Annotated in this window: 20 protein-coding genes; 9 read left to right on the top strand and 11 right to left on the bottom strand. The window is 66.8% G+C overall.

All coding sequences use genetic code 11. The annotated features are described in order from the left end of the window. Positions 1-207: 207 nt before the first annotated feature. Positions 208-1,119 carry a LysR family transcriptional regulator gene (locus BLW05_RS25310; RefSeq protein WP_371126972.1) on the bottom strand — a complete coding sequence of 304 codons (912 nt, stop codon included), beginning with the start codon at positions 1,117-1,119 and terminating at the stop codon, positions 208-210. A gap of 165 nt (positions 1,120-1,284) precedes the next feature. Between BLW05_RS25310 and BLW05_RS25305 the strand changes: the two genes are divergently transcribed. After that, on the top strand, positions 1,285-1,824 hold the full coding sequence (locus BLW05_RS25305; protein WP_093166336.1) for a VOC family protein: 540 nt from the start codon (positions 1,285-1,287) through the stop codon (positions 1,822-1,824). 199 nt (positions 1,825-2,023) lie between these two features. Here BLW05_RS25305 and BLW05_RS25300 read toward each other — a convergent pair whose 3' ends face one another. Next, positions 2,024-2,497 carry a hemerythrin domain-containing protein gene (locus BLW05_RS25300; RefSeq protein WP_093166335.1) on the bottom strand — a complete coding sequence of 158 codons (474 nt, stop codon included), beginning with the start codon at positions 2,495-2,497 and terminating at the stop codon, positions 2,024-2,026. A 450-nt stretch (positions 2,498-2,947) separates the two neighbouring features. Continuing rightward, complete coding sequence (locus tag BLW05_RS25295) at positions 2,948-3,859, bottom strand: LysR family transcriptional regulator (RefSeq protein WP_093166334.1); 912 nt, start codon at positions 3,857-3,859, stop codon at positions 2,948-2,950. Positions 3,860-3,942: 83 nt separating this feature from the next. On the opposite strand from BLW05_RS25295, the gene BLW05_RS25290 reads away from it, so the two are divergent. From BLW05_RS25290 to BLW05_RS25275, 4 genes are read left to right on the top strand one after another with little or no spacing between them, the layout of a single operon-like run. Further along, positions 3,943-4,959, top strand: coding sequence for a Bug family tripartite tricarboxylate transporter substrate binding protein (locus tag BLW05_RS25290; protein WP_093166333.1), 1,017 nt, complete (start codon positions 3,943-3,945; stop codon positions 4,957-4,959). Between the two features lie 18 nt (positions 4,960-4,977). Beyond that, positions 4,978-6,210 carry an aromatic ring-hydroxylating dioxygenase subunit alpha gene (locus tag BLW05_RS25285; protein WP_093166332.1) on the top strand — a complete coding sequence of 411 codons (1,233 nt, stop codon included), beginning with the start codon at positions 4,978-4,980 and terminating at the stop codon, positions 6,208-6,210. Positions 6,211-6,248: 38 nt separating this feature from the next. Beyond that, on the top strand, positions 6,249-8,090 hold the full coding sequence (locus BLW05_RS25280; RefSeq protein ID WP_093166331.1) for a DUF294 nucleotidyltransferase-like domain-containing protein: 1,842 nt from the start codon (positions 6,249-6,251) through the stop codon (positions 8,088-8,090). Further along, a complete protein-coding gene (locus BLW05_RS25275; RefSeq protein ID WP_093166330.1) occupies positions 8,087-8,719 on the top strand; it encodes a 3'-5' exonuclease in 633 nt (210 codons plus the stop codon). The genes BLW05_RS25280 and BLW05_RS25275 overlap by 4 nt, the downstream gene beginning before the upstream one ends. On the opposite strand, the gene BLW05_RS25270 is transcribed toward BLW05_RS25275, so the two are convergent. Together BLW05_RS25270 and BLW05_RS25265 are read right to left on the bottom strand one after the other, a co-directional pair. Further along, positions 8,720-10,453 carry a cation acetate symporter gene (locus tag BLW05_RS25270; RefSeq protein WP_093166329.1) on the bottom strand — a complete coding sequence of 578 codons (1,734 nt, stop codon included), beginning with the start codon at positions 10,451-10,453 and terminating at the stop codon, positions 8,720-8,722. Beyond that, positions 10,450-10,758 (bottom strand): DUF485 domain-containing protein, encoded by a 309-nt coding sequence (locus BLW05_RS25265; RefSeq protein WP_093166328.1) that lies wholly within the window; start codon positions 10,756-10,758, stop codon positions 10,450-10,452. The genes BLW05_RS25270 and BLW05_RS25265 overlap by 4 nt, the downstream gene beginning before the upstream one ends. Before the next feature lie 147 nt (positions 10,759-10,905). Between BLW05_RS25265 and BLW05_RS25260 the strand changes: the two genes are divergently transcribed. Beyond that, positions 10,906-11,388 carry a Crp/Fnr family transcriptional regulator gene (locus tag BLW05_RS25260; RefSeq protein ID WP_093166327.1) on the top strand — a complete coding sequence of 161 codons (483 nt, stop codon included), beginning with the start codon at positions 10,906-10,908 and terminating at the stop codon, positions 11,386-11,388. A 13-nt stretch (positions 11,389-11,401) separates the two neighbouring features. On the opposite strand, the gene BLW05_RS25255 is transcribed toward BLW05_RS25260, so the two are convergent. From BLW05_RS25255 to BLW05_RS25235, 5 genes are read right to left on the bottom strand one after another with little or no spacing between them, the layout of a single operon-like run. Further along, complete coding sequence (locus BLW05_RS25255; RefSeq protein WP_093166326.1) at positions 11,402-12,151, bottom strand: metallophosphoesterase family protein; 750 nt, start codon at positions 12,149-12,151, stop codon at positions 11,402-11,404. 35 nt (positions 12,152-12,186) lie between these two features. Next, positions 12,187-13,428: a type II toxin-antitoxin system HipA family toxin gene (locus tag BLW05_RS25250; RefSeq protein WP_093166325.1), complete on the bottom strand. Its 1,242-nt coding sequence runs from the start codon at positions 13,426-13,428 to the stop codon at positions 12,187-12,189. Then, positions 13,421-13,753: a RodZ family helix-turn-helix domain-containing protein gene (locus tag BLW05_RS25245; protein WP_093166324.1), complete on the bottom strand. Its 333-nt coding sequence runs from the start codon at positions 13,751-13,753 to the stop codon at positions 13,421-13,423. Before BLW05_RS25245 ends, BLW05_RS25250 begins: the two co-directional genes overlap by 8 nt. 54 nt (positions 13,754-13,807) lie before the next feature. Next, positions 13,808-14,575, bottom strand: coding sequence for a response regulator transcription factor (locus tag BLW05_RS25240; RefSeq protein WP_093166323.1), 768 nt, complete (start codon positions 14,573-14,575; stop codon positions 13,808-13,810). Continuing rightward, positions 14,572-16,563, bottom strand: coding sequence for a hybrid sensor histidine kinase/response regulator (locus BLW05_RS25235; RefSeq protein WP_093166322.1), 1,992 nt, complete (start codon positions 16,561-16,563; stop codon positions 14,572-14,574). Before BLW05_RS25235 ends, BLW05_RS25240 begins: the two co-directional genes overlap by 4 nt. 215 nt (positions 16,564-16,778) lie before the next feature. On the opposite strand from BLW05_RS25235, the gene acs reads away from it, so the two are divergent. The 3 genes from acs (at position 16,779) to BLW05_RS25220 (ending at position 21,571) form a co-directional block, all read left to right on the top strand. Then, positions 16,779-18,770 (top strand): acetate--CoA ligase, encoded by a 1,992-nt coding sequence (acs, locus tag BLW05_RS25230; protein WP_093166321.1) that lies wholly within the window; start codon positions 16,779-16,781, stop codon positions 18,768-18,770. 115 nt (positions 18,771-18,885) lie between these two features. After that, the gene (locus BLW05_RS25225; RefSeq protein ID WP_093166320.1) at positions 18,886-20,394 is read left to right on the top strand and encodes a DASS family sodium-coupled anion symporter; all 1,509 of its coding nucleotides are present in this window, start codon (positions 18,886-18,888) and stop codon (positions 20,392-20,394) included. Between the two features lie 118 nt (positions 20,395-20,512). Further along, positions 20,513-21,571, top strand: coding sequence for an Ldh family oxidoreductase (locus BLW05_RS25220; RefSeq protein ID WP_093166319.1), 1,059 nt, complete (start codon positions 20,513-20,515; stop codon positions 21,569-21,571). Positions 21,572-21,575: 4 nt separating this feature from the next. Here the strand turns inward: BLW05_RS25220 and BLW05_RS25215 are convergent, their stop codons facing one another. Next, positions 21,576-22,172 (bottom strand): MBL fold metallo-hydrolase, encoded by a 597-nt coding sequence (locus BLW05_RS25215; RefSeq protein WP_256330487.1) that lies wholly within the window; start codon positions 22,170-22,172, stop codon positions 21,576-21,578. Positions 22,173-22,232 lie beyond the last annotated feature (60 nt).

Genomic DNA, 22,232 nt, shown 5'->3' with positions numbered 1-22,232 from the left:
CGGCGCGCCGGCCAAACGGCCGCTCCGCGAGGGTTGCAGCTTTGGCTAAGTCAACTACTCGACATGCCCAATGCCTAAAGGACGCTATGGTTTCCAACTGACCGGGCGCAAGGACAAAGCTTTCGTGAGCATTCGTTTCTGTGAGCTTTCCAGCGTGTTAGTCGTAGGTGAAAGTGATGCGGCCGATTCGTCTTTCGCCACTAAGGCCTAAGCCAAGTAAGGCAGGCCCCTAATCCTCGGGCCGATGAAGTCCAGGAAGCTCTGAGAGGCAGGCGAAAGCGAGCGCCCCTTACGGGTGAAGACATCGAAACTGCGACGGACCTCGGGATCGCGCAAAGGAATCATCTTCAGCCCGTAGCCGTCGATCAAGGAGGTTGCATAGGGGATGCAGAGCGCTACGCCCAGTCCGGCCTTGACCATCGACAGAGCCGTGGCCATGTAGGCCACCTCGTGCGTGGGGGAAAAGTTGACACTTCGGGAGGCGGTGCGCAGATCCTGTGCCAACCGTTCCGTGAACTGTCCCTGCAGAGCAATGACTGGGAACTCCATCAGATCGGACCAACGCAGGCGGCGGCGCCCCACAAGCGGATGCCCCGGCGGGCATACCGCCATGAACGGGCCGTCGAAAAGCTGTGTGGAGGTGATGTCAGAATTTGGCCCTCGTTCAGGGCCAATGCCGAGCTCTACCTCACCCGCATACACGCGAGCCATGACGGACTCCGCTGGGGCGTCAATCAGGCTCACCTGGACATTTGGATGCTCCCGTTGAAATGAAGCGATGAGGTCCGGCACCAGCGTTGACGCCAAGAGCTGCGTGGTCGCCAGCCGCACAACGCCGATCTTCAGGGCACGATGATCGTTGACTCGGTGAAGGACCGCATCGAGATCGTGGAGCACGCCATCCAGCAGCGGATGAAGCCCGTCCCCGATCGGCGTCAGATGCACACGTCTTGTACTGCGATCGACGAGTCGAACGCCCAGGGTCTGTTCCAGCTCCTTGATCAAGCCGCTCAGCGCTGACTGTGTGATGAAGAGGCTCTCTGCGGCCAGCGTGAAGCTACCGATGCGAGCAAGCGCGACGAACGCGCGCAACTGGCGCAAAGTAACATTCACATTCATCGGAACATCCTATAAATGCATCACAAAAAACCGTTGGAATGATAGATGAATATGCGATGCAATGAGGCCACTGGCATCAGTTGCGGACTCAAGGGAACTAGAAGGCGTGCTTGGCCACGGTCCTCTGAGACAGGCAGATGCCGCCTTCAACCCTCGGAGACTTTCATGAAGATTGATCGAATTCACCACGTTGCGTACCGCTGCAAGGACGCCAGGGAGACCGTCCTGTGGTACCAGAAGATGCTCAAGATGGACTTCGTTCTGGCCATTGCAGAGGACAAGGTGCCTTCAACCAAAGCTCCCGACCCCTACATGCACATCTTTCTGGATGCGGGGCAGGGCAACGTCTTGGCGTTCTTCGAACTGCCGACGCAGCCGGAGATGGGAAGAGATCCAAACACGCCTGAATGGGTTCAGCACATTGCATTTCGCGTCAAGGACCGCGACGAGCTGCTGGAGTTTCGCAGTCATCTAGAAAATAACGGCGTGGATGTGCTTGGCGTCACCGACCACGGCGCGTTTCATTCCGTCTACTTCTTTGACCCCAACGGCCATCGGATCGAGCTTGCGTGCCCGGACCCCGCCGAGGAGGAAATGCTGCGCCGGCTGGATGCGGTGAAATGGGAAATGCTGGAAGAATGGTCGAAGACCAAGCGCGCGCCCAAACATGCCGAGTTCCTTCACGCGAGGGAGTTCGCCCATTGAGTCGTGTTCGCACGACGAGCGCGACGCGCTTGGTGGCAACAGCGGAGAGGGTGAGCGTCTGGCTGTCGCCTTGGCGCTGGACGCTCGACGACCGTATGCGCATCTGTTTATTCGCCGATCGATGCATGGCGAAGCGAGCCTGCAGGCCGGCAGAGCCATCCTTGTAGTACGAAGAGACCGCTTCTTGAGGCCCCCCAGACTAGGTGCGGCAAGTCGCGGACGCGCAGCCGCGAATCTCCTCTGCCGGCAGGGCATTCGGGATGCTGACGACACCTGTGATCACGTCATAGCCCACACGCCGGAGATGCAGCGCAAGCGCGGCGTCCATGCTTTGGGTGTGCTGCAGAAACCACTTCGCCAGTTCTCTCGCCATCACACGGATGACCTCCGGACGACCAGAGTGATAGGCGGTCTCTCCCTCGCGGATGACCTGCAACACCACTTGGTGCTGAGTCGTGTGGCAGTTGACCGACGAAAAACGTGTGTCGCGCATCCATTGGTCTTCACGTGCGAAGTGATCCTCGGTGTGATCAATCAACACGCGCCACCTCGTCACCAGGTGCTCGTCCGGTGAGTCCTCGACCGCGCCCAGTAACTCGACGAGTTCACGATGCGTGTCGTCCATCGTCGGCAAATCAAGTGACAGGGCCTCAGACCATTCCAGGTAACTCATGCCGTCTTCCTCACAACACCACCGGCGCACCGGTCGGGCGACACGAAAAGTCCGTCCAGCACCGTGTCTTGAAGTCGTACAGCTTGCAGCGGCGCGCGGTTTCCGCGGGCGGGCTCAAGTCCTGTATCGGATTCAAACGAAGATGACATCGGCGTTGGCGCAGATTGAAGGCAAAGGCATGAAGCCTAAGACCAGCGCTTGCGAATGTCCTTGATGACGGTCAAGATGCCTCCGGGTTGCCAGAGCGCGGTCGCTTCATGCTGGGCTCTTCGCCTGGATCGGCTTAAGGCGCGAATGCGACTCTGCTCACTGCCTCCGCGGATCTCTCCCGATGGCAGGAATGCCCAGCACGTCGCCAAGCCCGCGCTGATCTGGCTATCAAATTTGACATAAGATAGATTGTATCTACGAAGGCGATCACGTCGCCGAGCCGCTCTGGCCGCAGACGCGCTACCGCAATCGCCCCATGCGCACCAGCGCCTCCTTGAGCCACATGACCGCCTCGTCCCCATTCGACCGCGCATCCCAGCACACGTAGAGGCTGTAGCTCGGCAGCTCGAACGGCAGCGGCATCGCATCGAGCTGCGCCGAGTAGCGCTCGGCCACGCGCTTCGGAAAGACGGCCATCGCGTCGGTCCTGGCCAGGAGATCCGCCATCTGGCCGAAGGTCGTGACCGCGGCCTGCACGTGGCGTGCGCGCCCCTGGCGGGCGAGGATCTGGTCCATCGTGTCGTCGAGTACCGAGCGGCTCTGCCCCAGGACCACGTGCCGCGCGGCGCAGAAAGCTTCCATGCTCATGCCGTCCGCGAAGCCCGGATGCCCGCGCCTTGCGACCGCGATGTAGGCGTCTTCGTAGAGCAATTCCGATTCGACCCCAGCGGCCGGCGCCATCTTCGGTAGCAGTCCGATGTCGATGTCGCCCTTGCGCAGTTGCTCGGGCATGCGGCTGTAGTCGGCCAGCTCCCACGCGAGCCGGATGCGCGAACCGCAGGCATGCAGTTCGCGGCAGAGCTCGGGCAGCATCGTGTGGCTGCTGTGGTCGCTGCCGCCGATGCGCAGGATGCGGTCCGAGGTCGCCGGGTCGAACGCGCGGTCCGCATGCAGCAGTTGCTGGAGCTCCTGCAGCACCGCTTCGACGCGCGGCGCAAGCGCGAGCGCGCGCGGGGTCGGCACCACGCCGTGCGCGGTCCGCGTGAACAGCGGGTCGTCGAAGGTCTCGCGCAGCCGCTTGAGCGACGCGCTCACCGCCGGCTGGCTCAGAAAAAGGCGCGAGGCCGCGCGCGACACGCTGCGCTCCCTCAGCAAGGCATCGAAAGTCCGCAGCATCGCGAGATCGACGCCGCGGATATCAGGGCGGCCCATATCAGTTATCCAAATGTTCGAATTGATTCTCGTGGAGCGGACTTCTATCGTACGCGGACCTCACAAGAACCTAGGAGACAAGCATGTCCGCTCGCCCCCACGATGGCGGCTTCTTCGCGCGCCGGCGCGCCTGCGTCACAGGCCTGGCCACGCTCGCCCTCGGCGGCGCGTTGCCCGCCGCATTCGCCCAGCAGGCTTCGACCACCTTCCCCACCAGGGTCGTGCGCATCATCCCGTTCGGCACCGCCGGCGGTCCGATCGACGTGATCGCGCGCGTCTACGCCGACAAGCTCCAGCAGCGCTGGGGCCAGAGCGTGATCGTGGAACCCAAGCCCGGCGCGAGCGGCATCATCGCGAGCGATGCGGTCGCCAAGGCGCCGCCCGACGGGCACACGGTGCTCTTCACGCTGCCGCTCACGCACATCAACAACGCGATCCTCCAGCCCAAGCTGCCCTACGACCCGGTGAAGGACTTCGAGCCGATCTCGCAGCTCGCGAGCGGCGGGCCGATGCTGGTGGCGCGCGCCGATGCGCCCTACTCCAACCTCAAGGAATTCGTCGCCTACGCCAAGGCGCATCCCGGGCTCACCTACGGCACCTGGGGCAACGGCTCGCAGGCGCACCTGATGGGCGAGCTGCTGAAGCGGCAGTCCGGCATCTCGCTCACGCACGTGGCCTACAAGTCCGAATCCGGAGCGCACACCGACATGATCGGCGGCGTGCTCGACTTCGCCTGGGCCAACCCGTCCACTGCGCGCGCGCAGTCGCAGGCCGGGAAGATGAAGGTGATCGGCATCGCGGGCAGCCGCCGCGTCTCGACACTGCCCAACGTGCCGACCTTCGCCGAACAGGGCTTCGCGGGCTTCGACCTCGACAGCTGGATCGGCGTCTATGCGCCCGCCAAGACCCCGCCGGCGGTCATCGAGCAATGGAACCAGGCGTTGCGCGAGATCACCCGCATGCCCGAGGTGCAGAGCCGCCTCGTCGCCTTCGGCTTCGAGCCGCTGGGCAACTCGCCGGCGCAGTTCCGGGCCAGCTACCAGGCGGACTTCCCGCGCGTGGCCGAGCTGATCAAGGCCGCCGGCGTCACCGCCGAATGAACGACAAGGAACCCGATGATGAATCCCTCGACCGCAGAGACCGCTGAAAAGAAGGTCATCCCGATCACCGTCGATACCGGCACCGCCTACGGCCGCAAGCCGGGCGTGCACAACCCGCTGCTGACCGAGGTCGGTCCCGGCACGCCGATGGGCGAGCTGCTTCGCCGCTACTGGCACCCGATCGGCCTTTGCGCCGATGCCAACGACACGCCGCGACAGGTGCGTGTGCTCGGCGAAGACCTGATCCTCTTCCGCGACGGCACCGGGCGCCCGGGCCTCGTGCATCCGAACTGCGCGCACCGCGGCGCGTCGCTGTACTACGGCAAGGTGGAAGAACACGGCATCCGCTGCTGCTACCACGGCTGGCTTTTCGACGTCGAAGGCCATTGCGTCGAGCAGCCCTGCGAGGCCGAGATGGGCAAGTCGCGCGGCCGGGTGCGCCAGCCCTGGTACCCGGTGCAGGAGCTCTATGGCCTGATCTGGGCCTACATGGGCCCGCCCGAGAAGAAGCCGGTGCTGCCCCGCTATGACGCGCTGGAGCGCCTCGACGAAGGCGAGTTCCTCGAAACCAACGACGCGAGCATCGGCGGCGGCGGCCCGCAGGTCATTCCGTGCAACTGGCTGCAGCACTACGAAAACCTCGTCGATCCCTTCCATGTGGTGGTGCTGCACTCCACTTTCAGCGGCACGCAGTTCGTCGAGCAGATGGCGGCCATGCCCGTGGTGACCTGGGACACGGTGGAACTCGGTGTGCGCACCACCTCGATCCGCCATCTTCCGGACGGCAAGGTCTTCCGCCGCGTCAGCCAGGCCGGCGTGCCGACGCTGCGCGTGATCCCGAGCCCGCGCGTGGGCAAGTACGGCCGCCTCGAATCGCTGGGATGGGTGCTGCCGATCGACGACCACAGCTTCCGCATCTACGTGGTCGGCCGCGTGAGCTCGGAGGGCGAGCTCACCCGGATGCGCTCGCGCATGAACGGCCGGCTGTGGGAAGAGCTCACCGAAGCCGAGCACCAGCGCATGCCCGGCGACTACGAAGCCATGGTGAGCCAGGGCGCGATCGCGAAGCATTCGGAGGAGCACCTCGCGACCTCCGACCGCGGCATCGTCATGCTGCGCCGCTACCTCAAGGCGCAGCTGGAGCGCATCGAGCGCGGCGAGGACCCGGCGGGCGTGTCCTTCGACCCCGATGCGCCGGCGGTGGAATTCGACGCCGGCAACTGGCTCGAGGAGCCCGGCACGAGTTCCTGATCCGGACATCCCGCGCCGCCGTGCGCTATTGTGCGCGGATGCCCAACGCCTTCAACTTCCAGGCGTCGCCCTTCGATTGCCTCGCCGGCGACGAGCAGCAGGTCGTCCGCGCCGGGGTCGACATCGCCTACTTCCGCGAGGGCGATGCGATCCTCGATGAGGGCATTCCGCCGACGCACCTCTTCGTGGTCATCAAGGGCTTCGTGCGGCAGTACGAGCTGGGTGGCGCGGAGCCGGTCGCGGGCTTCGGGCCCAACGACACCTTCGACGGACGCAGCCTGCTGACCGGGCAGGTCGCGGGCCGCTTCGTCGCGGCGGAAGAGGTGCTGGCCTACCAGCTTTCGCGCGAGCTGGTGAACGGGCTGATCGCGCGCAACGCCACCTTCGGCGCGCGGCTCTTCTCTGATCTCTCGAACAAGCTGGCGGCGATCGCGGGCCAGCGTGGGCGGCACGAGCTGCAATCGCTCGAGATGGCGCGCGTGGATGCGATCGCGATCCGAGCGCCGCATTTCGTCGATGCGGACTGCGACGTGCTCTCGGTGGTGCGGCTCTTCCAGTCGGAGCGTGCCACCAATGTGCTGGTGCGCGATGCGCGGGCCGATCCACCGCGCCTCGGCATCTTCACGGTGACCGCCTTGCAGCGCGCGGTGCTGCATGGCGCGCCGCTCGATCGGCTGCCGGTCGGCGAAGTCGCCAGCTTCGGCCTCGTCAGCGTACGCGCCGGCGACCCGGTGGGCGATGCGCTCACGGTGATGGTGCGTCACAAGGTGCATCGCGTGGTCGTGATGGCGGACGATGCCGGCGAGCAAGTCATCGGCGTGCTGGAGGCGATGGACCTCTTCAGTTTCCTCGCGAACCACTCCTACCTCATCAACCGCGAGATCGCCGAGGCGCGTGACCTTCCGGCGCTCGGGCAGGCGTGCGACCACATCACGCGGCTCATCGGCCTGCTGCATCGCGGCGGCACCCGCGTCGGGCAGATCGCCACGCTGGTGCAGGCACTCAACGCCAAGCTGTTCGAGCGCACCTGGCAGCTGATCGCGCCGCCGGAGCTGGTTGCCAACAGTTGCCTCATCGTGATGGGTAGCGAAGGCCGTGGCGAGCAACTGCTCAAGACCGACCAGGACAACGGCCTGCTGCTGCGCGACGGCTACGCGCCACCCGAGGACTTCGACGCGATCTGCGCGCGCATGACGCAGGCGCTGGTGGATTTCGGCTATCCGCCCTGCCCCGGCGGCGTGATGCTGTCGAACCCGCTCTGGCGCGGCAGTGGGCGCGAGTTCGCGCAGCGCGCGCAGGACTGGCTGCTGCAGCCCGATGGCGACAACCTCATGTCGCTCGCGATCTTTCTCGATGCACATGCGGTCTGCGGCGATGCCTCGCTGCTCGCGGGCGTGCGGGAACGCCTGTTCACGATCGCCACCGACAACGAGCCGATGCTCGCGCGGTTCGCCTCGGTGGTCGATGCCTTCGCAGCCGACACGGGCTGGTGGCATCGCATCCTCGACTTCGGCGACGACGCGGAGCGCAGCCTCGACATCAAGAAGCAGGGCCTGTTCCCGCTGGTGCACGGCGTGCGCAGCCTCGCGCTGGCGGCGCATCTGGCAGAGACATCGACCGCCGCGCGCCTGCAGGCGCTGGCCGCGCGAGGGCAGATCGAACGCACGCTGGCCGACGACGTGCTGCAGAGCCTGCACTTCTTCATGAACCTGCGCCTCGCGGCGGGGCTGGAAGAGCGCGAAGCGGGCAAGACGGTGAGTGGCCGGGTCGATCCCGCGAAACTCAACAGCCTTGACCGCGATCTGCTGAAAGACACGCTGCAGGTCGTCAAGCGCTTCCGCCGCATGCTGCGCCTGCGCTTTCATCTGGACGCGGTGTGACCGGCGCATTCGCCGAGATCAAGCGTCGGTGGCTGCTTTACCACCTGGGCGATCCGCGCTTCAGTTTCATGTGGGATGCGCCGCCGCCCGACGAATGGATCGCGCTCGATTGCGAGACCACCGGGCTCGATGTGCGCCGCGACGAGATCGTCGCCATCGCCGCGGTGCGCATCCGCGGCAATCGCATCCTGTGCAGCGAGCGGCTCGAGCTGCTCGTGAAGCCCGAACGCCGCGCAGTGTCGGCCGACAGCGTGCGCGTGCACGGCCTGCGCGAGCGCGACGTGGCGCAGGGTATCGCGATGGACGATGCGCTGAAGCAGTTGATGGTGTTCATCGGCAGCCGGCCGCTGGTCGGCTACTACCTCGAATTCGACGTCGCGATGATCGACCGCGCCCTCTTCCCGATGCTCGGCATGGGGCTGCCGCAGCCCAAGATCGAAGTCTCGGCGCTCTACTACGAATACAAGAACCGCCAGCGCCCGGTGCACGAGCGTGGCGGTGACATCGACCTGCGGTTCGCGACCATCATGTCGGACCTCGGCCTGCCGCAGCGCCCCGCGCACGATGCGCTGAACGATGCGGTAATGGCCGCGCTGGCTTTTCTCAAGCTGCGCGGCCTCGGTTCCTGATCAGTGCGCGGAAGCGGTCGACGCACCCAGCCCGGTTTCCGAACGCACCTGCTGCGCCGGGAACGCCGCCCTCTCCTTCTGCGCCTGCTTGCTGCGGTCCATCAGCGAGAAGATCCAGATGCCGACGAAGGCGATGACCATCGAGAACAGTGCCGGCGATGCGTAGGGGAACAGCGCCGAACCCTTCGGATTGCCCAGCGTCGCTTCCCACACCGAGGGCGAGACGATGGTCAGCGCCACCGACGAGATCAGCCCGAGCGATCCGCCGATGACCGCGCCGCGCGTGGTGCAGTCCTTCCACAGCACCGACATGAACAGCACCGGGAAGTTGGCCGACGCCGCGATCGCGAAGGCCAGCGACACCATGAAGGCGATGTTCTGCTTCTCGAACGCGATGCCCAGCAGCACCGCAACGATGCCGAGCGCGACCGTGGTGATACGCGAGACCTTGAGTTCGGCACGGCTGTCGGCCTGGCCCTTCTTGATCAGCGTGGCGTAGACGTCGTGCGACACCGCCGAGGCACCCGAGAGCGTGAGGCCCGCCACCACCGCAAGAATCGTCGCGAAGGCCACCGCCGAGATGAAGCCGTAGAACACGTTGCCGCCCACCGACTTGGCCACCAGCACCGCCGCCATGTTGGCCGCACCCGCACCGCCCTTGATGCTGCCGGTCGCGACGTCGGCGAACTCGGGGTTGGTCAGCACCAGCGTGATCGCGCCGAAGCCGATGATGAAGATCAGCAGGTAGAAGTAGCCGATCCAGGTGGTGGCCCAGAACACCGACTTGCGCGCTTCCTTCGCATCGGGCACGGTGAAGAAGCGCATCAGGATGTGAGGCAGGCCCGCGGTGCCGAACATCAGCGCCATGCCGAACGAGATGGCCGAGATCGGGTCCTTCACGAAGCCGCCCGGGCCCATGATCGACAGCCCGATCGCCGAGGCTTCCGCCGGGCTCTTGCCACCGTTGGCCGCGATCTGCGTGCGCACTTCCACCGACTTGGCGAACAGCGCCTCGGGGCTGAAGCCGAAGGCCGCGAGCACCATGATGGCCATGAAGGTCACGCCCGCGAGCAGCAGCACCGCCTTGATGATCTGCACCCAGGTGGTGGCTGTCATGCCGCCGAAGAGCACGTAGATCATCATCAGCGCGCCGACGATGACCACCGCGACCCAGTAGTCCAGCCCGAAGAGCAGCTTGATGAGCTGCCCCGCGCCGACCATCTGCGCGATCAGGTAGAAGGCCACCACGACCAGCGTGCCCGACGCCGCGAAGCCGCGGATCGGCCCGGGCCTGAAGCGGTAGCCCGCGACATCGGCGAAGGTGAACTTGCCGAGATTGCGCAGCCGCTCCGCCATCAGGAAGGTGATGATCGGCCAGCCCACGAGGAAGCCGATCGAATAGATCAGCCCGTCGTAGCCTGTGGCCATCACGGCCGCGGAGATGCCGAGGAACGATGCCGCCGACATGTAGTCGCCCGCGATCGCGAGTCCGTTCTGGAAGCCCGTGATGCCGCCGCCGGCGGTGTAGAAGTCCGCCGCCGACTTGGTCCGCGACGCGGCCCACTTGGTGATCCACAGCGTGAGCAGCACGAAGCCGGAGAACATGCCGATCGCGATCCAGTTGGTCGGCTGCTTGGCGACCTGGCCGACGTCGCCGCCCGCGGCGCATGCAACGCCTGCTGCGCCGGCGAACGCGAGCGCGAGGGCCGCGCGTGAGAGTGCCCGGTGTTTCATCGCGTCGCCTCCTGGATGATCTCGCGCGTCAGCCGATCGAACTCGCCGTTGGCGCGGCGGATATAGAAAGCCGTGATCGCGATGGTGAACACGATCACGCCGAGCCCGATCGGGATGCCGATGGTCGTGACGCCGCCGCCCACGGGCTGCGCGAGAAAGGGCTTGTTGAATGCAATCAGCGCGATGTAGCCGTAGTACACGATCAACATCAACACGGTCAGCCAGATGCCGAAGCGGTTGCGCTTGTTGCGCAGCTCGCGGTACTTGGCGCTGGCCAGGATCTTTTCCGCCACGGGTTCGCTCATCGTCGGTCTCCTGATTGGGGTTCGAAACGATTCTGCGAGGCACTCATCCGCCGCGGTGGGCGATGCAATCATTCGTCACATTGGGTCGCACCGGTGCAGCATTGCGGTGCACTCGCCCACGGCACGACCCTTGCCTGCCACTCGCGCATGGACGAATTGCTGCACTACACCGTCGGGCTGCCGGAGATCACGCTCGCGCCCGGCGACACGGTCGTGCGGGAGGGCGAAGCCGGCGGAGGGCTGTGGGTGCTGGTGTCGGGTGTGCTGGAGATCAGCAAGGCCGGCACGTCGATCAATTCCATCAGCAAGCCGGGCGCCGCCATCGGCGAGATTTCGCTGTTGCTGGATTCGCCCATCAGCGCCACGGTGACGGCGAGCACGACGTGCATCGTCCGCCATGCGAGCGATGGCCGCGCCTTTCTCATGAGCGATCCGGCCGTGATGCGCGCGGTCGCTCGCGGTCTGGCCGAGCGGCTGCACTTCGTCACGACCTATCTCGCGGACCTGAAGAACCAGTACGGCGACTCGCCGGGCCTCGCGATGGTCTCGCACGTGCTCGGCCAGCTCGCGCACCGCCAAGGCCCGCCGGCGCAGCCCGGCTCGGCGCGGGAGCCGCATCCGGACTACTAAACCCGAAGGCCCGTCAGAAAACCGACCGCGCCGGTGCGTGATCCGCACCAAGCTGGAGCGCTTCCTCGCCCATCAGCGAGTGCCACGACGCGGTACCTTCGTCGAGGTCGATCACGATGTGCGCGGGTTCCGGCCCGATCTGCCGGCCGGGATTGAAGACCCAGGTGGCGCCGATGCGGTCCGCCCACGCGCCCGCGGGCTTGAACGGCGGCTCGTGCACATGGCCGGTGAACACAAAGTCGGGCCGGTATTGCGCGATCCAGTCGGCCACATCGGCATCACCGTAGTGGCGCTTGCCGGTCCAGCAGGTCGGCGACCCCACGGGCGGCCAGTGGTAGATCCACATCCAGCGCGCGGGGCGGCGTTGCGCGTCCGCCGCCAGTTGAGCTTCGAGCGCGGCGCGCCCCACCGGCCCGTCCCACCACGGGCAGACGGTGACGAGCGTGTCGCCGACCACGAGCGAATCGCCGTCGATCGCGATGCCGCAGCGGCGGCTTTCCGGCAGCCAAAGGGCGGCGCGTTCGCCATGCGGGCCCGCACCCGTGAGGTCATGGTTCCCGGAAGCCACCACCAGCGACCTGCCCGGCCTGGCCAGCGCGAAGTAGCGAAGCAGCACCACGGATTGCGTGTCGAGCGACACCGGCGAACTCACGTCCATGTGATCGCCCGCCAGCACCACCAGGTCGTAGTCCGGCGCTGCGCGAACCACCCAGTCGAGCTGGCGCAGCGCGTAGTGGAGGTCGGAGACGAGCAGGATGCGCAAGGAGTTTCAGTACTGCAGCGGCGGAGCTCGCATTGTCAGCGCTGGAAGCCCATGGCGGTCGATTTCTGCGCGCCGAGCCTGTCGTTATCGAGGTACTGGGCGAGCACGTCCATGTCGTTCGGAGAGATGCCGCAAGCCTTGAACGCGCGATGCCATCCGCTGACCGCCACGGCGATTTCGTGCGCGATGTTTCTTGCCTCTCGTGGCTTCAGCCCGAAGGCGCGAGCGCTGGAGAGCGCGTTGTCAAGCGTCGAGGAAGCGCCTTCGCGGCCGATCGCCATGGCTTGATACCCGAGCCCGCTCATGCTGGGAACGATGTCGAATGCGGGAGACAGCGACCAGCTTCCGTCAGGCTCGCGCAGCAGCGCATGGTTCTTCTCGTGGTCGTCGGTGTTGTCCATGAAGACATTGAAGACCATGCGCCGGAACAACTGCGCCTGCTGGCGCGCGATGTCTTCGGGCCGCGCCATGCGGCGCAACTGCTGCGCCAGTTGCGGATAGCCGTATTCCTCGCCTACGGCACGCAATACAACGTGGGCCGAGATCGCATGGCGGCGCATGCCGGGCGCGCGATCGAAGCGGCGCACCGCGATCGCATGCCGGTCACCCACCCGCAGCGCGCGCGTCGGCGCGACCTCGATGCCGCAGCGGGCGGCCAGCGACATGGTGGCGTGCTCAATGAGCGGCGTGTCTTCGGGCTCGCCCTCTGCGAACTTGACCAGCCAGGGATGGCCATCGATTTCAACAACGGACTTCGGTCGCGCGCCACCGAGCGACACACCAGGACGCAAGAACCGCTCCTCGATCTTTCCGACGGGTTCGTTGGCGATGATCTTGCGGATCACCTCCTGCATCGCCGGGAGGTCGCCGAGCGTGGGCATCGGCGATGCCGGCCAAGGCTCGTAGGTGTCCGGCTGCTGGCTCACACCAAGCGCACCGTAACGGTCGTCACCGGCGAAGAGCAGGTATTCGAGCAGCGACATCCTCGGCGAGCGCTCGAATTTCCGGATGACGCGCTCGCCCCATCGATCCGGGCGGGCGTCATCGACGGCGCCGACGGCCTCCTGCTTTCGCGAGGGCACGAAGAGTTCATCGACGAGTGGCAGGTCCTCGCTGAGTGCGAAGCCGCGGGCACGCCACTGCTCCGCGTATCTGAGCGCCACGCCTTGCCCGCCAAGCGCGAGCGAAATCTCGCCCACGAGAACAGGATGCCGCGGGTCAGCGAGCATCCAGAGGCTCAGGACGTCCTTCGGCACATAGGGAGATCGCTCAGACATGGGTCGCCTTCCTCGCGCCGCGACGGGAAGCCGCCTGAACCTCGTTCTCCAGCGCCGCCAGGTCCTGCCTGGGGTCCGCAAGGGAGGCGAGCGCCTCGTGCCGCTGGATCATCCAGAGCGCCGTCGCATACACACCGGCGGAGACGGTGGGGTCGCCTTTTTCGAGCTTGACCAGGGTGGGCACCGAGACATTCAACCGGAGTGCCCAGCTTCTCAGCGACTGCTTGCGCCGCTTGCGCGCCAGCGCGAGATCGGCCCCGAGGCGGCTCAGTGCGGCCGTCGCGGCGGATGGAAGGTTGTCGAGCGCATCCGAACGTCGTGGCATGAAACTATTTTTTCACAACATGAGTCTGTTGCGAAATAATAATTTCATCTTTTGTCACTCCCAGCCCACGTCCGCCGCAAACAGATACCCCGCCCCATACACCGTCTTGATCACCGCCGGATCATGCGGATCGGCCTCGATCTTCCGCCGCAGCCGCGAGATGCGCACGTCGATGCTGCGGTCGGTTGGCGCGAGGTCGCGCGAGCCGGTGAGCTGCTCGCGGGTGAGGATCTGGTGCGGGCGCTCGATGAACGCGCGCAGCACCTGCATCTCGGCCGTACCGACCTGGTGCTCGGCGCCGTCGGGCGCGCGCAGCAGGTTGGCAGCGCAGTCGACGCGCCACCCCAGAAAGCTCGCGTAGCGCCGCTTGCCGGGCGACTGGCCCGGCGCGAGACCGCGCCGGCGCAGGATGCTGCGCACGCGCGCCACCAGTTCGCGCGCCTCGAAGGGCTTCACCACGTAGTCGTCGCCGCCCATCTCCAGGCCCATCACCCGGTCGGCCGGATGGCCGCGCCCGGTCAGGATCAGCACGCCCGAGTTCGATGCGGCGGTGATGCGCCGCATGAGATCGAAGCCATCCATGTCGGGAAGACCAAGATCAATGATGCACAGGTCGGGCTTTTCGACCTGAAGTCTTCGCAGCGCCGCCGCTCCGCTGCCGAAGGTCTCGCAGTTGAAGCCGAATTCCTGCAAGGCCGAGATCACCAGGCGCGCGACGCCGGGGTCGTCCTCGATGACGTATACCAGCGCGCGCGTGCCCGCCTCCTCGCCCCCGGCGCGATGCACCGTGCCGGTGCCGGCGTGCGGCTCTTTTTCGCTCATGGCGGTGTTCCCTCTTCGATGGCCCGGCCGAGTTGCTCTGAAGTGAAGGGCTTGGTCAGCAGCGGAATGCCCGGGAGCCTCGGCAGGTCGCCGGGCGCATTGCCGCTCATGAGGACCACCGCACCGGCCCGCCCCTGCGTGCGCGCCGCCTGCGCGACCGCACTTCCGTCGATCTCGCCGCCCAGCACCACGTCCGACAGCAGGAGCGTGATGCCCGGCGTGTTGGCAAGGAGCTTCAGGGCTTCGGCGCCGCTGTCGGCTTCGAGCACCACGTAGCCCAGTTCGAGCAGGCTGCGCCGGATCGCACGCCTCACCTGCGCGTCGTCGTCCACCAGCAGCGCAAGCCCTCGGTCGGCCGCGCGATGCGCGCCCGTGCCGGCTTCGTCGGGCCCTGCATCCGACGCAGGTGGTTCCGCAGCGGGCAACCAGACCGTCACCGTGGTGCCGCGCCCCGGCGCGCTGCGCACGTCGATCGCGCCGCCCGACTGCTTGATGAAACCGTACACCACGGCCATGCCCAGCCCGGTGCCGCGGCCCGGCGCCTTGGTGGTGAAGAAGGGCTCGAACAGATGCGCGAGCGTGTATTCGTCCATGCCGCTGCCGTTGTCCTCGACCTCGATGCGCACGCAGTCGCCTTCCGACAGCTGCAGCGGCGCGGCGACCGTCGCATCGATGTGCGCTGCCCGTGCGCGCAGCGAGATGCGACCGTCCGCGCCGCAGGCATCGCGCGCATTGAGCACGAGATTGAGCAGCGCCTGCTCGAGCAGGGTGGCATCGATCCACGTCCAGAGCGGCACGTCGCCCACGTCCACGTCGAGGCGCAGCGTCTCCGGCAGCGACCGGCGCACCAGCCGCGCCACCGTCTCGACCAGCGCGCCGACATGCACGGCTGCAGCCTGCAGCGGCTGCCGGCGCGCGAAGCTCAGGAGGCCGCGCACCAGATCCGCACCGCGCCGCGCGGCCTCGAGCGCCGGCTGCACGTATTCGGGCAGCGCGGGGTCGGCGGGCCGTTCGTCGGCGAGCGCCGCGAGATTGCCGATCACCACCGTCAGGATGTTGTTGAAGTCGTGCGCGAGGCCGCCCGTCAGATGGCCCAGTGATTCGAGCTTGTGTGCACGCGCCAGCAGCGCCTGCGAGCGCTTCTCCTCGGTGATGTCGAAGGTGAGCTCGAAGCAGCCGGCCACGCTCCCGTCCGGCCCGTGGTCGGGGACGAGCGAAGTCCGCACCGCACGCCGCTGGCCTTCGTGCGTGAAGAGTTCGTATTCGAAACTGCGCGTCTCACCCGCGAGCGCGCGCAGCACATGTGGCTTGACGACTGCATACACGGACTCGCCCAGGAAGCGCTTGGCGCTCACGCATTCGGGCCGCGCGGTATCGACCAGGAACCAGTCACGGTAACCCCGGTTGAGATACGCATACACGCGCCGGCGGTCGAAATACGCCACCAGTGCGGGGATCGAATCCATGATGAGCCGAACCCGCTCTTCGCTGCGCTGGAGCTCGCCGGTACGCGCCGCGACCCGCGCTTCGAGCTCTGCGTTGTGCTCGCGGATGATCCGCTCGGCGCGGCGCTGCTCGGTCACGTCCAGATACAAGGTGACGAAGCCATGCCCCGGCACCGGTTCGCCGCGGATGCGAAGGACGCGGCCGTCGGGCCGCACCCGCTCGATCTCATGCGGCGCGAAGGTGCGCGCGACGGCCACGCGCTCGGCCACCAGCGCATCGGGGTCGCCGGGCCCGTATTCGCCGCGGCGGGCGTTGTAGGCGATGAAGCTCTCGAACGGCGCGCCCAGGTAGGCCATCTCATCCGGAAAGTCGAGCAGCCGCACATAGGCCTTGTTCCAGGCCACCAGCCGGAGATTGCGGTCGAAGATCGACAAGCCCTGGTCGAGCAGGTCGAGACCGGTCTGCAGGGTGAGGTAACGCTCCAGCGGCGCCGGCGCCGGCGCCGGGGCCGGTTCGGCGACGGATGCGGCGCCGGAACTCATGGCGCGTCTCCTCGGCTGCAAACATTCGTCATCTTCTTGTGTGTCTCCTGAAAAGTTCGTGGGCGATCCTTCAGCCACTCATTCTTGAGCACAAGACCGAAGGCAAGCATGACACGCGTCAAACCTCGCGCAAAGAGGCCGGGTGGAAACCCGGCCGGTGCCGGGGCCTCGGCGCGGCCGGGTTGCCGGGGTCGAACGAACCTTCAGGAGCCGACATGACCAGCGCCACGCCCGCGACAACTTCCGCTTCCTCCGCCCTCTATGCGCCCGACGAAGCCCTCGTCCGCCGCGCCCATGTGTCCGGCCGCGAGGCCTATGACCGACTCATCGCCGAGGCCGATGCGGACCATGAGGCCTACTGGGCCCGGCTGGCCCGCGAATACCTGGACTGGAAGCAGCCCTTCACCCAGGTGCTGGACAGCAGCCAGGCGCCGTTCTTCCGCTGGTTCGGCGACGGCACGCTCAACGCCTCCTACAACTGCCTGGACCGCAACGTCGAGCGCGGCCTGGGCAAGAAGACCGCCCTGATCTTCGAGGCCGACGACGGCCAGGTCACCCACGTGAGCTACAGCGACCTGCTGGAGCGCGTCTGCCGCACCGCCAACGCGCTGAAGTCGCTGGGCGTGAAGAAGGGCGACCGGGTGGTGATCTACATCGCGATGTCGATCGACGGCGTGGTGGCGATGCAGGCCTGTGCGCGCATCGGCGCGATCCACTCGGTGGTGTTCGGCGGCTTCTCGGCGCAGGCGCTGCGCGACCGCATCGCCGACACCGGGGCGGTGCTGGTCATCACCGCCGACCAGCAGGCGCGCGGCGGCAAGCACCTGCCGCTCAAGGCCATCGTCGACGAGGCGCTGATGCTCGGCGGCTGCGACAGCGTGCGCCACGTGCTGGTGGCGCGGCGCACCGGCGGCGCAGTGCCCTTCCAGGCGCCGCGCGACCTGTGGCTGGCCGACGTCGTCGCCGCGCAGAGCCCCGCCTGCGAGCCCGAGTGGGTGGAGGCCGAGCATCCCCTCTTCCTGCTCTACACCTCCGGTTCCACCGGCAAGCCCAAGGGCGTGCAGCATTCGACCGGCGGCTACCTGCTGCACGCGACGCTGACCTGCCACTGGACTTTCGACCTGCGGCCCGAGGACGTCTTCTGGTGCACCGCCGACATCGGCTGGGTCACCGGACACACCTACATCACCTACGGGCCGCTGGCGCTCGGGGCCACGCAGGTGGTGTTCGAGGGCGTGCCCACCTACCCGGACGCCGGACGCTTCTGGAAGATGATCCAGGACCACCACGTGACGGTGTTCTATACGGCGCCGACCGCGATCCGGTCGCTGATCAAGGCCGCCGACAGCAACCCCGCGGTGCATCCGTCACGCTACGACCTGTCGAGCCTGCGCATCCTCGGCTCGGTGGGCGAGCCGATCAACCCGGCCGCCTGGGAGTGGTACCACGAGCATGTCGGCGGCCGCCGTTGTCCGATTGTCGATACCTTTTGGCAGACTGAAACAGGTGGCCACATGATCACGCCGCTGCCGGGCGTCACGCCGCTGGTGCCGGGCTCGTGCACCCTGCCCTTCCCCGGCATCGCCGCCGCGGTCGTCGACGAGACCGGGCAGGAAATGCCCTGGGGCGAAGGCGGCATGCTGGTCGTCAAGCGGCCGTGGCCGTCGATGATCCGCACCATCTGGAACGACCCTGACCGGTTCCGGAAAAGTTACTTCCCCGACGAATTCCAGGGCCGCTACTACCTCGCGGGCGACGGCGCGATCCGCGACGCGAAGACGGGCTATTTCACGATCACCGGCCGCATCGACGACGTGCTCAACGTCAGCGGCCACCGCATGGGCACCATGGAGATCGAATCCGCGCTGGTCGGCAAGACCGACCTCGTGGCCGAAGCCGCCGTGGTCGGCCGGCCCGACGACACCACCGGCGAGGCGATCTGCGCCTTCGTGGTGCTCAAGCGCAACCGGCCGCAGGGCGACGACGCGAAGAAGATCGCGGCCGAACTGCGCGACTGGGTCGCGAAGGAAATCGGCCCGATCGCCAAGCCCAAGGACATCCGCTTCGGCGACAACCTGCCCAAGACCCGCAGCGGCAAGATCATGCGGCGCCTGCTGCGCAGCGTGGCGGCCGGCGAAGCGATCACGCAGGACATCTCCACGCTGGAGAACCCCGCGATCCTGGAGCAGCTCGATAAGACATATTAGGAGGCCGCGCTTCGCGCGGCGCGGCGCGAAACGTATGAATTGGCCCAGCAGGCGCTGACTGCTACCCTTGCAACCCGACGCTTCTGCCGAAGCACCCAGCGAAGGGACTGCATTCATGAGCATCAGCACGAAGGAGCCCGTCCGCACGCAGCCGGCCGCCCAGGCGGCTGCGCGCAAACCAGTCCCCTGGGGCCTCTACCTCGCGGCCGCGGCGATGCTCGCGATCCTCGCGCTGCCGCAGCCCGAGGGCCTGCCGGTCGCGGGCCAACGCATGCTGGCGATCCTCGTCTTCGCGGTGATCGTCTGGATCAGCGAGGCGGTGAGCTACGAGGCCAGCGCGATCATGATCACCTCGCTGATGGCCGCGCTGATCGGCCTTGCGCCCAAGGTGGATGCGCCCTCGACAACCTATGGCACCGGCGCGGCGCTGGGCATGGCGCTCGCGGGCTTCTCGAGCACCGCACTGGCGCTGGTCGGCGCCGCGCTGTGCATCGCGGCCGCGATGACCATCACCGGACTGGACCGGCGCATTGCGCTGGTCACGCTGTCCACCATCGGCACCACCACGCGGCGAATCCTCATCGGCAGCATCGTGGTCACGATCGTGCTGTCGCTGGTGGTGCCGAGCGCCACGGCGCGCAGCGCCTGCGTGGTGCCGATCATGATGGGCGTGATCACCGCCTTCGGGGTCGACAAGCGCTCCAACATCGCGGCCGGCATCATGATCATGGTCGCGCAGGCCACCAGCGTGTGGAACGTCGGCATCCAGACCGCCGCCGCGCAGAACCTGCTCACCGTCGGATTCATGGACAAGCTGCTCGGCGAACGCGTGAGCTGGATCCAGTGGCTGATCGCCGGCGCACCGTGGGCGGTGGTGATGTCGATCGTGCTGTATTTCCTCGTGCGCTGGCTGCTGCCGCCCGAATCCGAATCGATCGCCGGCGGCAAGGAGGCGGTGCAGCGGGAGCTGGCCGCGCTCGGCCCGATGACCGGGCCGCAGAAGCGCCTGGCAGCGGTGTCGATCGGCCTGCTCCTCTTCTGGGCCACCGAAGGCAAGCTGCATGACATCGACACCGCGTCGATCACCTACGTCGGGCTCGTGATCCTGATGCTGCCGCGCGTCGGCGTGATGGACTGGAAGGCACTGCAGAGCCGCATCCCGTGGGGCACGCTGATCGTCTTCGGCGTGGGCATCAGCCTGGGCACGGCGCTCTTGTCCACGCAGGCCGGCCAGTGGCTCGGGCGGTTCGTGGTCGCGCATTCGGGGCTGGCCACGCAGGGCACGGTGATGGTGTTCGCGATCCTTGCGGCCTTCCTGATCCTGATCCACCTCGGCTTCGCGAGCGCGACCGCGCTGACCGCAGCGCTGCTGCCGATCCTCATCTCGGTGCTGCAGACCTTGCCCGGCGACATCCACAAGGTCGGAATGACGATGCTGCTCGGCTTCACGGTGAGCTTCGGCTTCATCCTGCCGATCAACGCGCCGCAGAACATGGTCTGCCTGGGTACGGAGACCTTCAATGGCAAGCAGTTCGCGCGGGTGGGGGTTCCGGTCACCATTGTCGGGTATCTGCTGATGCTGCTCTTCGCCCTTACCTACTGGCGCTGGCTCGGCTGGACTTAGGATGAAGCTCTCCCCCAGGCTCGCGCACTTCGTGTCGCTCTCCACCCCCCTCTCCGGGGGCGCACCCGGCGGCCCGGCAAAGCCGGTTCCGCGGGTGCCTGCGAACAGGAGAATCCCTATGAAAATTTCCCTCGACGACGCCCGCTCGCTGGGCACACGGATCCTCACGACGCAGGGCGTACCGGACGACATCGCGGCCGATGTGGCGGAGCACCTCCTCGAATCCGACCGCTGCGGCTACACCAGCCACGGCCTCTCGATCCTGCCCAGCTATCGCAAGTCGATGCAGGGCGGCCACCTGCACGGTGATGCGCACGCCGAGTGCATTGCGGACCGCGGCGGCCTGCTGATGTATGACGGTCACGGCGGCTTCGGCCAGCATGTCGGCAAGGTCGTCATGCAGGCCGGGATCGAGCGGGTCAAGCAGACCGGCCACTGCATCCTGACCATCCGGCGTTCACACCACCTCGGCCGCATGGGCCATTACGGCGAGATGGCGGCGGCAGCAGGCTATGTGCTCCTGAGCTTCACCAACGTGATCAACCGCCCGCCGATGGTCGCGCCCTATGGCGGCAAGGTGGCGCGCCTGACGACCAACCCGGTGTGCTTCGCCGGCCCGATGCCAAACGGCCGGCCGCCACTGGTGGTCGACATGGCGACCAGCGCGGTTGCCTTCAACAGGACGCGCGTGGCCGCCGAGAAAGGCGAGCCGCTGCCAGAAGGCTGCATCATCGATGCAGACGGCCTGCCCACCACGGACGCCTCGGTGATGTTCGCCGACCCGCCGGGCGCGATCCTGCCCTTCGGCGCGCACAAGGGCTACGCGCTGGGCGTGGTGGCCGAGTTGCTCGCGGGCGTGCTGTCGGGCGGCGGCACGATCCAGCCCGAGAACCCGCGTGACGGCATGGCGGTCAACAACATGTTCGCGGTGCTGATCGATCCGGCGATGGAGTTCGGGCTCGAATGGAAGAGCGCCGAAGTCGAAGGTTTCCTCAACTACCTGCACGACACCCCGCCCGCGCCCGGCTTCGACCGCGTGCAATACCCCGGCGAATACGAAGCGCAGAACCGCGAGCGCAACGCCACGCACCTGGAGATGGCGCCTGCGATCTGGCGCTCGCTTTCGGGGCTTGCGGAGTCGCTCGGCGTGGCGGTGCCGGCGCAGGCGCAGCCGTAGACGGCTACATCTGCGCCTCGCAGCCAACGGCGCACTTGCCGTCGGCGTTGAACTCCATCGTGCGGCCCGACAGGGGAACGAAGGTCGGCACCTTGACCGCCTTGATGAAGGCCTCGGTCTTGCTGCCCGGCCGGATCTTGCCGTTGACCGTGCCGACCTCGTTGGCATGCGAGGCGATCACCGACACCGGCTTGACCAGCTCGTTCATGATGAAGGCCGACTCCGCCGGCCCGGTCGTGAAGCCGTCGCCCATGTTCATCACCGCGAGCTTCGCGTGGTAGAAGTCGCGCACCACGCGTTCCTGGTCGGCCACGATGCCGGTATCGCCCGACAGGTACGCCACCAGGCCATTGCTGAAGCGCAGCACGTAGCCGGTCGCGAGGCCCACGTCGCCGGCGATGCCCGCATCCTTCATCGCCTTGCCGAGCTCGCCGCCGATGTAGTCGGGATCGACGCCGTTGCTGTGCAGCGCGGTGACCGTCGCGATGCGCACGCCGCTCACCGTCACGCTGCCGCCGAAGCGCGCGAGGATCGAATCCGCCGGGTTGCCGCCGTTGGCCTTGAGCTTGTGATCTCGACAAATTAAGTCGTGAACTCCCACCAAGCGTCCATGCGGCCTGCAGCCCGGGTGGCATGAGTACTGGATCAACGCGAAGTCGCG

Source organism: Variovorax sp. YR216 (assembly GCF_900107745.1).
Lineage (GTDB): Bacteria > Pseudomonadota > Gammaproteobacteria > Burkholderiales > Burkholderiaceae_C > Variovorax.
This window is presented reverse-complemented; position numbering and strand designations above follow the sequence as displayed.